This window comes from uncultured Devosia sp. (genome assembly GCF_913055165.1).
Lineage (GTDB): Bacteria > Pseudomonadota > Alphaproteobacteria > Rhizobiales > Devosiaceae > Devosia.
This window is the reverse complement of sequence record NZ_CAJXJS010000080.1, coordinates 1-12648: the sequence shown is the minus strand read 5'-3', so window position 1 is coordinate 12648 and position 12648 is coordinate 1. Positions and strand designations below refer to the sequence as shown.

The window sequence follows — 12648 nt, the reverse complement described above, 5'->3', positions numbered from 1 at the left end:
TATAGGCGGTGGAGGGGGGGGCCACGCCCGCTGCACTGATGGGCGCCGGGCAATCCATGGATCGCGTACTTGGCATCCCTCTCCACCACGCTTGGCGTGGTCCCCCTCTCCCGTAAACGGGAGAGGAAGTTCAGCCGAACGGATTTTCCACCATCGGCCAGATATCCCGCCGCGCCTTGCGATAATCCGTCTCCGCCGGCCGGTTCGGATAGGGCTTGCCCGCCGAGCAATAGACGATTTCCGACGCGATCCTGGAGAACGAGTCGTAGAAGTGGTTGGTCGATTTGATCAGCAGGATCTTCTTCGACTTCGGATCGATCCCCAGCGCCGAGAACAGGCTGGGGTCAAAGCTTTGCGCGCGTGTCGAATTGAGGATCACGTCGATCCCGTCGAAATGGATCCAGGCCGCGTCGCCGAAGGGCGCAAAGCTGTCACCGAACTTCATCTCGGCATTGCGCTTGAGGCGTTTCACCGTCACCCGTGCATCCACCGGCAGGCCCGTATGCGGCGCTGACTTGGCGCCGAATCGCAATTGAATCTCCGCCCCCTCGCCGGCCGCAAAACAGATCTGCACCGCAATCGGGTCCCATATCGTGCCCACGGCCACATCTGTGACACCACGCGCAATCATCTCGGCAAGGATCACCGTGGCATCGCCCGCCGTGCCGCCACCCGGATTGTCCCAGACATCGGCGATCACCACCGGACCCTTCGGCGCGGCCAGCGCGGCATCGACCGCGGCCTTCTCATCCACCTGGCTCACCATGAAGGTGCCGCGCATCGCAAACAGTTCGCGCCCCAGTTCCTCGGCGAGGGCCGCGCCCATCTCCGCGTTGTCGTCCGTAACAGCGACAATCTTGGTCCCCATTTCGGGCACATCGCCGGCCATGAACCCATGCACCACCGAGAGAGACAACAAACCCTCTTTGGAGGCTTCAAGTGCCAACAGCCTGTCAACAAATCCCCGCATCGGCTGCTTGCTTGTGGGGAAGACGTCGATCATCCGGCAATCGAAGACGCTCATCACCGGCTTGATCTCTTGCTTGAGTGTCCGCACCGTGATCTCCCACAAATCGCGCGCCCGATCGACAAAATCGGTATGTGGGAACTCCTTGAAATAAACGAAGAAATCGGCCGCCTCCGCCCGTTTCGCGGTCAAGTGACTATGCGGGTCAAGCTCGGCGCAAACCAGCACATCGGGTCCCACAATCGCCCGCACCCGGGCCAGCAGGTCCCCCTCGGGATCATCATAACCCTGCGCGACCATGGCCCCATGCAGCCCCAGCACCACCCCGTCCACCGGCATGGCCGCGTGCAATTGCCCGATGATTTCGTCGCGCAATTCCTCATAGGTTGCCTGGGCGACCAGGCCCGCCGGGTCGGCCCAGCTGGCGGTCCCTTCAATCAGGGTCCAGCCTTCGCGGGCGCAGATCGCACGGCCGACGGTTATCGGTGCGGTGCACAAGGTTGGGGTCACCGGGTGTTGCCCCGGCTTGGCGTGCAGCGATGCCTCGAAGGCGCGCTTGTCGATGGCGATCGGGGAGAAGGTGTTGGTCTCGGTGGCGAGGGCGGCGGTGAACAGGCGCAAGGGAAGCTCGTCCGGTCAGGATGCGTCAGGTAAGCGAAGTCGCTACCATCACGCTACACTATGACTCGCGACGGTTCACGTAAGAAATTTACATTTTTTACGCCTCCTCTCGCATTCGAACGCAGACTTCGGCTATAGATTGCGAGAAAAAAGAAACTGAGTTTCAAAAATAGATCGAAAGGACCCTCCGATGCCCATCAAACGCTATGGCGCAGAAAAGTCCGGGGCCGGTGGCCAGAACCTGCCCTTCGCCCGCGCCGTCGAGGCCGGCGGCTGGCTCTATGTTTCGGGCCAGGTGGCCATGAAGGATGGCGAGATTGTTGGCACCGGCATCATTGAGCAGACACACCTGACCATAAGGAACGTCATCGCCATTCTCGAGGAAGCCGGTTACGGCTTGGAGCATGTGGTCCGCTGCGGCGTCTGGCTCGACGATCCACGCGATTTCTGGAGCTTCAATGCCGTCTACAAGTCCTATTTCGGCGAGCATCCCCCGGCCCGCGCCTGCGTGCAGAGCTCCATGATGGTCGACTGCAAGGTCGAAATCGACTGCGTGGCCTATAAGGGGCCATAATGTCCACCCAGTTCGCTCGGCCCCCCTCTCCAATCCTTCCCGCGAGGGGGAGGGTGCTCGACTGCGTCCGTGGCTGTCTCTGCGGGCAGGAACCGGCCCGGCACCTCCCCCTTGACGGGGGAGGTTGGGAGGGGGTGTCCACCTGTCGGAATGCGCGCGAAGGAAAAGATCAATGAACGCATCCCCCTGCCGCCTCGACGGCAAGACCGTCCTCATTTCCGGCGCCGGTGGTGGCATTGGCCGCACCATGGTCGAGATCTTCCATGGCGCAGGCGCGCGCATCGTCGGCGCTGACCGCGATGCCGCCCTGCTTGAAGGCCTGCCCCTGACACGCACCGTCCTCTTCGATCAGGCCGATGCGACAGCCACGCGCGCCGCGGTTGAAGCCGACATCGCCGCCCATGGCGTTGTCGATGCGGTCATCGCCAATGCCGGCTTCACCCGCGCCGAACATCTGGGTCATCTCGATGACGATGTCTGGGCCAGCGAAATGGCCATCAACCTCAACGGCGCTTATGCGCTTGTCGATCCCATCACCCAGGCCATGGCCGAGCGCGGCGCAGGCAACGTGGTCTTCATTTCCTCGGTCAACGCGCTCCAGCATTTCGGCAATCCGGCCTATTCGGCCGCAAAGGCGGGCCTCATCGCCTATGCCAAGGCGATCGCCGTTGAACGGGGCGGCGATGGAATCCGCGCCAATGTGGTTGCCCCCGGTTCCGTCCGGACACCCGCCTGGGACCATCGGCTGCAGGCCGACCCGCATTTGCTCGACAAGGTACTGCCGCACTACCCGCTGGGCCGCATGGTCAGCCCGCAAGAGGTTGCCAATGCCGCGCTCTTTCTGGCCTCCGAGGCCGCCTCGGGCATTACCGGCGTGACCATTCCCGTCGATGCCGGCCTCACAGCCGGCAATCTGCGCTTCGTCAACGAGGTTCTGAGGGCCAAATGACTCACTATTCCGAACTCGACACCCCCGCTGTCCTCATCGACCTCGATCGCGCCGAAGCGAACCTGAAGCGCGCGCAGAGTGCCGTTAACAAGGCCGGTATTGCGCTCCGCCCCCATATCAAGACCCACAAGCTGCCGCTCTTTGCCAAAAAGCAGATGGAACTGGGTGCCGTCGGCATCACCGTCCAGAAGTTGGGCGAAGCCGAGGTCATGGCCGACGCCGGGCTCGCCGATCTGCTGCTGACGTTTAACATCATCGGTGCGGCCAAGCTCAAGCGTCTCAAGGCCCTCCATGATCGGGTGACCATCCGCGTCGTGGCTGACAGCCAAGAGTGCGTGGGTGGCCTTGCTGCCACTTTCACCGACCCGGCAAAACCCCTTGGCGTCTTTGTCGAATGCGACACCGGCATGGGGCGATGCGGCGTGCAGTCTGCTGAGACTGCCGTGGCGCTCGCGCAAAAGATCATCGCCGCGCCCGGTCTCGCCTTTGCCGGTTTGATGACCTATCCCGCCGCCGGTAAATATCAGGCGGCGGCGCAATGGCTGGCCGATGCCAAGGCCGCCTTCGTCGCCGCCGGCATCGACCTGCCCGCCATCACCACCGGCGGCACCCCCGACATCTGGCACATGGATGAGGCGGCCCGCATCGCCACCGAATACCGCCCCGGCACCTATATCTACATGGATCGCTCACAGGTGGCGGCCGGCGCCGCCAGCTTCGAGGACTGCGCGCTCACTGTTCTGGCGACGGTCGTGTCCCGCCCGGCCGAAGATCGCGCCATCATCGACGCTGGATCGAAGGCCCTGACCAGCGACCTGCTGGGGCTGGTCGGCCACGGTTACGTTGTCGAGCACCCCGAGGCGAAAGTCACCGGCCTGAGCGAAGAGCATGGAACGCTCGACGTATCGGCCTGTGCGACAAAGCCGAAGATCGGCGATGTGATCCGCATCATTCCCAATCACTGCTGCCCGGTGACCAATCTCTTCGATCGGGTGCACCTGATCCGCAATGGGAACCTGGTTGAAACCGTAGATGTCGGAGCGCGGGGCAGGGTGGACTGAGCCCGCCTTGCAAGGCGCAGCGGCTCATGAAACTCTTGCCGAAAAACAGGAGAATCCCCTTGGCTGACCCCAATCATCGCATTGCCGTTTCCACCTGGTCGCTGCATCGTCTGCTGGGCACCACTTTCCCGCATGATTTGAGCACCGACGCCATTGGCGAGATGGAAGAGACCTATGGCGAGGGCGAGGAATCTCTGCTCGGCCTGCCATCGGTGCTGGCCAATCACGGCTATCATCGGCTGGAGATCGTCTCCTTCCACCTGCGCAGCCGCGACCCGGTCTATCTCGGCGAATTGCGCGACCAGCTCAGGGTTTCCGGTGTGACCCTGCAGACCCTGCTGGTCGATGCCGGTGACATGTCCGATCCCGTCCATGGCTCCCGCGACACCCGCTGGATTGCCGGCTGGGTCGATGTCGCCAATATGCTGGGTGCCGAGAACGCCCGCATCATTGCGGGCAAGCAGAAGTTCTCGCCGGAGACCATGGCCCGCTCGGTTGCCGGCTTCAAGGAACTGATCGCCGCCAATACGGGCTCGCCCCTGCGTCTTTTTACCGAGAACTGGTTCGACCTGCTCTCGACGCCGGCCGCGGTGCATGAACTGCTCGATCGCCTGGAAGGCCAGGTCGGGCTTCTGGCCGATTTCGGCAACTGGACCGGCGCGGACAAATATGAGGGGCTCAAATCCATCTTCCCACGCGCCGAACTTTGCCACGCCAAGGCCGGGTTCAGCGATGGTCTGATGGACGAGGCCGACTACGGGCTCTGTGTGCAGGTCGCCGAGGAAGCCGGCTACTCTGGGCCCTATACGCTCATTTTCGATGCTGACCATCCCTCGGAATGGGCGGGGCTGGCACAAGAGCGCGACTTCATTCTCAGTCGCCTGACCTAGTGAAAATGTGATCGGCCGCGAAGCAAGTTATTAAGGCCTCCCGTTGAAATGTGACAGGATGGTAACGTCGCGCGTCAGTTCCAGGCCAAGTCGTATTCCCCGCTTGCCGCGGGCCGGTGCGGCGTTGACGCGCCTGCTCGATGCTGCGCCGGTGGGCATGGTTGTGGCCACTGCCGATGGTCGCGTCATTTACACCAATCAGGCCTTCGACACCCTGTTGGGGTTCGTCACTGGTGGCAGTCCCGATATGCTGCGGGAGCTGGTGCACGACAACGACAGCGCCGCGGCGCGCCAGCAGTTCCTGCGCCTGGCGCGGGGCGAGGCGGCCAGCTATCGCGGCGAGCATCAATTCCGCCAGGCCGATGGCAGCCCGCTCTGGGTCATGGTCGTCGCCTCCGTGCTGGAAGCCAATGCCCGCGACCCGCGCCAGGTCCTGGTGCAGCTGACCAATATCGAGCTGCAAAAGCGCGCCGAACAGGCCCTGGCCTATTCAGAAAGCCGCTGGAACTTCGCCTTGGAGAGTGCCCGCCAGGGCGTGTGGGATCACGATATTCGCAAGGACACCATGTTCTATTCGCGCATGTGGCGGGTCATGCGCGGCATTCCACCCGATGAAGAGGTGGATGGTGACCAAAAGAAATGGCTTGAGCGCATTCATCCAGATGATCGCGCACAGGTGCTGGCCAATGTGGACAAGCAGGATCGGGGCGACAGCGATTTCGATTCTCTCGAATATCGGGAGCGCACGCGGGACGGCAATTACATCTGGATTCTGAGCCGCGGCAAGCCGGTAGAGTGGGATGACAATGGCAACCCCATCCGCACCATCGGCACCGATACCGATATCACCCGCCTCAAGGTGATGGAGCAGGAGCTGGCCGCCGAGAAGGAACGCCTGCGTGTCACTCTGGAGGCGATGGCCGATGGCATGATCTCGACCGACCTTGAAGGGCGCATCGTTTTCATGAACCCTGCCGCCGAGAAGCTTACCGGCTGTCGTGCCGCCGACGCTGTGGGGCGTCCCGTTGCCGAGATTTTCCGCATGCGCAGCGAAAGCGGCGACGAGCAATTGCCCTGTCCGGTTTGCGCCTGCCTCAGAGCCGCCACGCAGGTCCGCAGCGCCGAGGACAGTGTGCTTTGCGCGTTGGACGGCCCCCAACGCGACATCCGTGCCACCGCCTCTCCGGTCTTTGGTGATGCCGGTGCGCTGACCGGCGCTGTGCTGGTGTTTCAGGATGTCTCGCAAAGCCGGGCCCTGCAGCGCCAGTTGGCCCATTCCGCCGCCCATGACGATCTCACCGGCCTGCCCAATCGCGCGGCCTTCGAACGGGCCTTGATGGCGTCGATCGCCTCTGCGCGGCATGGTCAGCGCCAGCACAGCCTTGTCTATCTCGACCTGGACCGTTTCAAGCCGGTCAACGACACGGCCGGCCACGCTGCTGGCGACGCCCTGCTCAAGCAGGTCGCCCAGACCATCAAGGGTGTCTGCCGCAGCCACGACATGGCCGCCCGGATCGGTGGGGACGAGTTCGCGATCATCCTGGAAGATTGTCCCATCGCCAATGGGCGCGAAGTGGCCGAAAAGATCGTCCGCGCCATCGGCGCACTCGCCTTCACCTGGGCCGGTCGCCATTATCGCATCGGGGCCAGCGCCGGGGTCACACTTATCGGCGCACAACCAGCCTCGCCTCTGGGGTTCATGGGCGAGGCCGACGCCGCCTGCTATGCCGCCAAGGCGCGGGGACGTGCCTGTGTCGTAGCCTTCCCCGAAATGGCCGACGACTAGCCGTAATAGACCGAAATCCGTTGCCCGCCGATCTCGTGCACCTTGATGTCCATCTCGTAGATGTCTGAAAGGACCTCGGGCCGGATCATGTCGCCAGCCGGCCCCTGGGCCGCGACCCTGCCGGCCTTCATGGCCACGATATAGTCCGAATACCAGGACGCGAAATTGATGTCGTGCAGCACCAATACGACCGTCTTGCCCAGATCGGAAGCGGCCTGCCGCATCAGCTTCATCATGCCCATGGCATGCTTCATGTCGAGATTGTTGAGCGGTTCGTCCAAGAGCACATAGTCGGTGTCTTGCGCCAGCACCATGGCAACAAAGGTCCGCTGCCGCTGCCCGCCCGATAGCTCATCCAGAAAGCGATCGCTCAGCGCGTCCAGATCGAGATAGGCGATGGCCTTTTCGATCATCGCCCGGTCCTCGACGGTCAGCCGCCCCTTGGAATGCGGGTAGCGGCCGAAGCCGACCAGATCGCGCACCGTGATGCGGGCCGAGATATGGTTGTCCTGCCTCAGGATCGACAGCCGCCGCGCTAGCACGTCGCTGGGCGTCCTGGTCACGTCCATGCCGTCCACTGTCACCGTGCCCGCACTCATGTCGAGCAACCGGCTGACCATGGAGAGCAGGGTGGATTTGCCCGCCCCATTGGGCCCGATGATCGAGGTGACGCCGCGTGCCGGAATGTCCAACGTCACATTGTCGACCACCAGATTGTCGCCATAGCTGCGCGATACTGATTGCGTGCGGATCATGTGCGGCTTCCTCTCAAGAGCATGGCGATGAACACCACGCCGCCGACAAATTCGATGATGATCGCGAGAGCCGTGTCATAGCCGAACACCCGCTCCAGCACGACTTGCCCACCCACCAGCGTGATGATGGATATCAGGATGGAAGCGGGCAGGATCAGGATGTGCTTGTGGCTGCGGATCACCAGATAGCTGAGGTTTGCAACCAGAAGTCCAAAGAAGGTCACCGGACCCACCAGCGCAGTCGAGACCGAAACCAGAATGGCCACGATCACCAGCACCTGCGACACCGTGCGGTTGTAGTTGACGCCCAGATTGATGGCCGTGTCGCGTCCCAGATTGAGCACGTCCAGTGCCGGCAATAGCCGCCACACCCAGAGGCACACCCCGGCAATGGCCAGGGTGCTGATCCCGAGCAATGTCTGGTCGGTGGTGTTGAAACTGGCAAACAGGCTGTCCTGCAGCACGGCAAAATCATTGGGATTGATCAGCCGCTGCATCAGCCCGCCCAGCGAGCGGAACAAGACGCCAAACACAATGCCCACCAGCACCAGCAGATAGAGATCGCGCGCGGCGCGGTTGAACAGCCAGCGGAACAGCAAGGTCGATAGCCCCACCATTACCGCAGCTTCGTATGTGAACTGGATCTGGTCGGGCAGCATGGCATAGCTCAGCCCCCCGAGAAAAAACACCTGTACGGTCCGCACCAGCGCGAACAGCGCGTCGAACCCCATGATCGAGGGGGTGAGGATACGGTTGGCGGTAATGGTCTGGAACAGCACCGTGGCTATGGCAATGGCCGTACCGATCATCGCCATCGACCAGACCTTGGTGCCCCGGAACGGCAGGATGAAGCCCCAGCTTCCCTTGGCGCCGATCACCATGAAGGCGGCGATGGAAACCATGGCCAGGGCCGCCAATATCATGAGGACCTGCCGCGGCGAGAACGCGGGTGTGGCAGGGGCGCGGATATCAGCCATTGGCAGGGCGCCTTCTGAGCAGCAGGTACAGGAACAGGACCGAGCCGATCACCCCGAACATCGTGCCGATCGGGATTTCATAGGGGAAGCGGATCACCCGCCCGATGATGTCGCAGACCAGCACGAAGCCGGCGCCCATCAGCACGATCCATGGAATGGCCCGCCGCGCATTGTCGCCCACCGCCATGGAAACGAGATTGGGCACGATCAGCCCGAGGAACGGGATCGAGCCGACCGAGACCACGACCACGGCGGTCACCATGGCGACGATGGTGAGGCCCAGCGTCAGCACACGGCGATAGTTGAGCCCCAGATTGGTGGTGAAATCCTGCCCCAGCCCCGCGACGGTAAAGCGGTCGGCGGCAAGCCAGGCAAGGCCGACCAGCCCCGCACTCAACCAGAGCAGTTCATAGCGCCCCCTGAGCACGCCAGAAAAATCCCCCAGCGTCCAGGTGCCCAGGGTTTGCAGGAGATCATAGCGATAGGCGAAGAACGCCGTGATCGACGAGATCACCCCACCCAGCATGATGCCGACCAGCGGCACCATCAGCGTCGAGCGCAAGGGAATACGCCTCAGGATCTGCATGAACAGCGCCGTACCCATCAGCGCGGCCACGGTCGCCGCCAGCATCTTGGCGATCAGCGGGCTGCCGGGCCAGACTATGGTGATGACAAGAATGCCGAACACCGCGCTCTCAACCGTGCCGGCCGTGCCCGGTTCGACAAAACGATTGCGCGCCAGCATCTGCATCAACAGGCCCGCGACGGCCAGCGCAGACCCGGACAGGATCAGCGCCAGCGTGCGCGGCACGCGGCTGATCAGCAGCACCTGCATGGGCCGATCGTCTGGCGAAGAGGAAAACAGGCTCATCGGCGTCACATCGCTCACCCCGATGAAGAGGCTGATGAGTGCCAGAACCAGAATGGCGAGAGCGCCGAAAATGAGCTTGGGCATGGGGGCCGAAATGCCTGAACAGCAAAAAGCCCCCGCCCGGACCGGGCGAGGGCAAATTGAGCATTGTCGCTTATTGGCTCAGCGCGTCAGTGACCTGATCGGCCATGATACCGAAGGAGATGAGGCCACCATTGACGATATAGGCCCGCACCGGGTCGATATAGATCACATCGTCATTCTTCCAGGCCGTGGTTTCGGACACCAATTCGTTGTCGAGAATGGCGGCAGCGGCGCCCTCTCCGGTGGCCGCATCGCGGTCGATGACAAGCAGCAGGTCAGGATCGGTTTCGAGGATGAACTCGAACGAAATCGCATCGCCATGGGTCGCCGCTTCGACGTCTTCGATCACTGGGGTCACGCCCAGCGTGTCGTGGATGAAACCGAAGCGCGAACCTGGGCCATAGGCGGAGACCTCGGCGCCGCTGGTCAAGACGATCAACCCCTTGCCGGCATCGCCAGCCGCTGCCTTGGCGGCCTCCACCTTGGCGTCGGTTTCGGCGATCAGGGCATTGATCTCGGCTTCCTTGTCGAAGATCTGCCCGACGATTTCGGCATTGGCCTTGATCGAATTGTAGAAGTCCGCCCAGTCATTGGAGAGGTCGACCGTGGGGGCTATCTTGGCCAGTTCCGCATAGGCGCCCGAGGACCGTCCCGCCACAATGATCAAATCAGGTTCGAGCGCGGCCAGGGCCTCATAATCGGGCTCGAACAGCGAACCGACCTTGGCGTAGTCATCGCTGGCATATTTTTCCAAATGCGCCGGCAGGTTAGAGCCGGGCAGGCCAGCAACATCAACGCCAATTGCTTCCAGGGTTTCGATGGCGGCAAAGTCGAAGCTGACAACTTTCTGTGGCACACCGGGCAGGGTGGTTTCACCCTGGGCGTGGGTGACGGTGATGTCCTGCGCCAGGACAGGGGTGCTGAGGGCAACGAAACCGGCAAGAAGCGCGGCAGCAATAGGGTTGAAGGACATCTCTGGACTTCCGGATAAATGAAGACGACTGACGCAAATATGACTGCGCATGTCCACTTCAATATCGGCGTGTTCCAGGTCTGTCAAACAAACATGAGTTTGATTATCAGATAAATTTCTCAGGCCGAGGGAAGATAGGTCTCGCCGGCCAGGGAAATGAAACTTTTCATGGCAGCCGACAGCGGGCTCGACTTGCGCCGCGCCACCAACAGCTTGCGCATGGCCCAGGGCTCGGCCAGCGGCGCGCAGACCAGGTCGGTGCCAGCCAGCAGGTGCAGGCTCGTTGAACGCAGAAAGCCGATGCCGAATCCGGCTTCCACCATGCGCACCAGAGCGGGGAAACTCTCGACGCGCAGCGCCTCCGTCAGCGGCTTGCCCAGCTTGCCGGCCGCCTCGGTCAATAGCCGATCGAGTGAGCCGGCATGGTGGATGCCCACGATGGCGTGAGGCAGCACGGCATCGAATGTCACCGATTTGCGCGGCTCGATCTGTGCGGCCAGTGCATGTTCGGGCGGCACCAGCACCCAGACCCTTTCATCTTCGAAAGGATGGATTTCAAAGCGCGAGAAATCGTAATTGTCCGAGACGATGGCGATGTCAGCCTGGCCCTCGTCGAGCGACAGCAACGCCTTGGCCGCGCCCATCTCGGCGATGGCGATTTCAATGCCGGGATATTTGGCGGCAAACTTTGCCAGCAATTCCGGCAGGCGCCCGGTAAGCGCTGAACTGGTGCAGGCCAGCCTCAGGCTCCCGCGCTGCCCGGAACTGAAATCGTCCATGATGGCGTCGAGATCGGCGATCGAGCGCAAAACCGTACGGCAACCTTCGGCATAGGCTTCCCCCGCCTTGGTCAGCCGCACGCCATGGGCCGAGCGGTCGAACAGAACCACGCCAAGACGTGCTTCCAGGTCTGATACCCGCCGGCTGACTGCCGACGAAGCAATGCCCTCCCGTTCTGCAGCCCGGCCGATCGACCCGGTTTCGGCCAGCAACAGGATTAGGCGTGCGGTTACGCTGTCGAATGGTGCCATGTCGTCTCCCGCAGGCAACATAGAGCATCGCGCCGAAAAGTGGGAACCGGTTTTCGGCTTCGAGCGATGCGTCAACAGATTTGCATCGCGCCAAAAAGTGGGAACCGGCTTTCGGCTTCCAGCGATGCGTCAACAGATTTGCGTCAGGCGCCCGCCAGCAGCAAAATACCACGGGTCAGGTAGAATGCGCCCAGCACGGTCACGATCCAGCGGGTCCAGCGGCGGAAGCCATCATCGCTCATGCGCTGCAGCACCTGGTAACCCAGATTGGTCCCGGCAATGGCGAAAGGCGCCGCGATCGCCACCAGTACCCAGTCTCCCATGGCCATGGCGGCGGTAGTGGTGCCATAGAACACCACCTTGGCGCCATGTGAGATCACTTGCATGAACGCCTTTGTGGCGATGATCTTGCGCCGGTCCATCTGCGTGCGGATGAAGAATATGTCGATGCTGGGTCCGGCGACCCCGACCGCTAGGTTCAGCCCGCCACTGACAAACCCGCACAAAAAGCCCTGCGCCGGTCGGCTGGCATCGAGACGCAGCCAGCTCTTGGGCAACCAGACCAGGATCGGCATCAGGCCGACAACGATGCAGACGGTCGCCAGGTCCGGCTGGTAGCGCACCAGGAACAGCAGTGTGGCTGCGGTCAAAATGCCGGCGACCATGGTGGCAATGATCCGCCAGTCAATGAACTGTCGCGAAAACCAGGCGCGCGATCCATTGGCAACGATCTGTATGGCCCCATGAATGGCAATGGCTGTTGCCACAGGCAGGATAACCAGCAGGCCGGCCAGCAAAACCATGCCGCCGGCCATTCCGAATATCCCCGAAAGCGTCGAGGTCAGGAAGACCACGCAAACCAGAAGGATGGAAACCAGGGGTGTCATGAGCTTTGTCCTTTGCGCTGCACATGCACCGAACGGCCGTGCATGCGCCAGCCCTGGACCGGGCAAGGGGTCATGCCATCGTCGCCTGCGGGGTATATCGTTGCATTTTTTGCGCAAATTGCATCTTGAATGGAAGCCCCAATACCCTTTTTATAGGCGGGCGAGTTTTTTTTGATTTGCCCGTTGGCCGGTCGACGGTCCTCCCGCCTCTCCCTTTCGGGC

General features: G+C 62.2%; 13 protein-coding genes. 5 read left to right on the top strand and 8 right to left on the bottom strand.

What is annotated here, in order from left to right; genetic code table 11:
- Positions 1–130: 130 nt before the first annotated feature.
- Positions 131–1588: a M81 family metallopeptidase gene (locus QZ564_RS17610; RefSeq protein ID WP_297112869.1), complete on the bottom strand. Its 1458-nt coding sequence runs from the start codon at positions 1586–1588 to the stop codon at positions 131–133.
- Between the two features lie 190 nt (positions 1589–1778).
- Between QZ564_RS17610 and QZ564_RS17605 the strand changes: the two genes are divergently transcribed.
- From QZ564_RS17605 to QZ564_RS17585, 5 genes are all read left to right on the top strand, one after another.
- Complete coding sequence (locus QZ564_RS17605) at positions 1779–2162, top strand: RidA family protein (protein WP_297112866.1); 384 nt, start codon at positions 1779–1781, stop codon at positions 2160–2162.
- Positions 2163–2334: 172 nt separating this feature from the next.
- Positions 2335–3111 carry an SDR family oxidoreductase gene (locus QZ564_RS17600; RefSeq protein WP_297112863.1) on the top strand — a complete coding sequence of 259 codons (777 nt, stop codon included), beginning with the start codon at positions 2335–2337 and terminating at the stop codon, positions 3109–3111.
- Positions 3108–4172 carry a D-TA family PLP-dependent enzyme gene (locus QZ564_RS17595; RefSeq protein ID WP_297112860.1) on the top strand — a complete coding sequence of 355 codons (1065 nt, stop codon included), beginning with the start codon at positions 3108–3110 and terminating at the stop codon, positions 4170–4172. The genes QZ564_RS17600 and QZ564_RS17595 overlap by 4 nt, the downstream gene beginning before the upstream one ends.
- A gap of 59 nt (positions 4173–4231) precedes the next feature.
- Entirely contained in the window at positions 4232–5062 is an 831-nt protein-coding gene (locus QZ564_RS17590; protein ID WP_297112857.1) for a sugar phosphate isomerase/epimerase, read from the top strand.
- Between the two features lie 58 nt (positions 5063–5120).
- Positions 5121–6848, top strand: a complete 1728-nt coding sequence (locus QZ564_RS17585) for a diguanylate cyclase (protein WP_297112854.1) — start codon at positions 5121–5123, stop codon at positions 6846–6848.
- Here QZ564_RS17585 and QZ564_RS17580 read toward each other — a convergent pair.
- The 7 genes from QZ564_RS17580 to QZ564_RS17550 all read right to left on the bottom strand — a co-directional run.
- The gene (locus QZ564_RS17580; protein WP_297112851.1) at positions 6845–7603 is read right to left on the bottom strand and encodes an ABC transporter ATP-binding protein; all 759 of its coding nucleotides are present in this window, start codon (positions 7601–7603) and stop codon (positions 6845–6847) included. The genes QZ564_RS17585 and QZ564_RS17580 overlap by 4 nt on opposite strands.
- Positions 7600–8580, bottom strand: a complete 981-nt coding sequence (locus tag QZ564_RS17575) for an iron chelate uptake ABC transporter family permease subunit (protein ID WP_297112848.1) — start codon at positions 8578–8580, stop codon at positions 7600–7602. The genes QZ564_RS17580 and QZ564_RS17575 overlap by 4 nt, the downstream gene beginning before the upstream one ends.
- Positions 8573–9535, bottom strand: coding sequence for an iron chelate uptake ABC transporter family permease subunit (locus QZ564_RS17570; protein ID WP_297112845.1), 963 nt, complete (start codon positions 9533–9535; stop codon positions 8573–8575). Before QZ564_RS17570 ends, QZ564_RS17575 begins: the two co-directional genes overlap by 8 nt.
- 70 nt (positions 9536–9605) lie before the next feature.
- The gene (locus QZ564_RS17565; protein ID WP_297112842.1) at positions 9606–10508 is read right to left on the bottom strand and encodes an ABC transporter substrate-binding protein; all 903 of its coding nucleotides are present in this window, start codon (positions 10506–10508) and stop codon (positions 9606–9608) included.
- A gap of 119 nt (positions 10509–10627) precedes the next feature.
- Entirely contained in the window at positions 10628–11539 is a 912-nt protein-coding gene (locus QZ564_RS17560) for a LysR family transcriptional regulator (RefSeq protein ID WP_297112839.1), read from the bottom strand.
- Positions 11540–11682: 143 nt separating this feature from the next.
- Positions 11683–12426: a sulfite exporter TauE/SafE family protein gene (locus QZ564_RS17555; RefSeq protein ID WP_297112836.1), complete on the bottom strand. Its 744-nt coding sequence runs from the start codon at positions 12424–12426 to the stop codon at positions 11683–11685.
- On the bottom strand, positions 12423–12648 hold a 226-nt coding region (locus tag QZ564_RS17550), incomplete at its 5' end, for a hypothetical protein (RefSeq protein WP_297112833.1). The genes QZ564_RS17550 and QZ564_RS17555, both read right to left, overlap by 4 nt.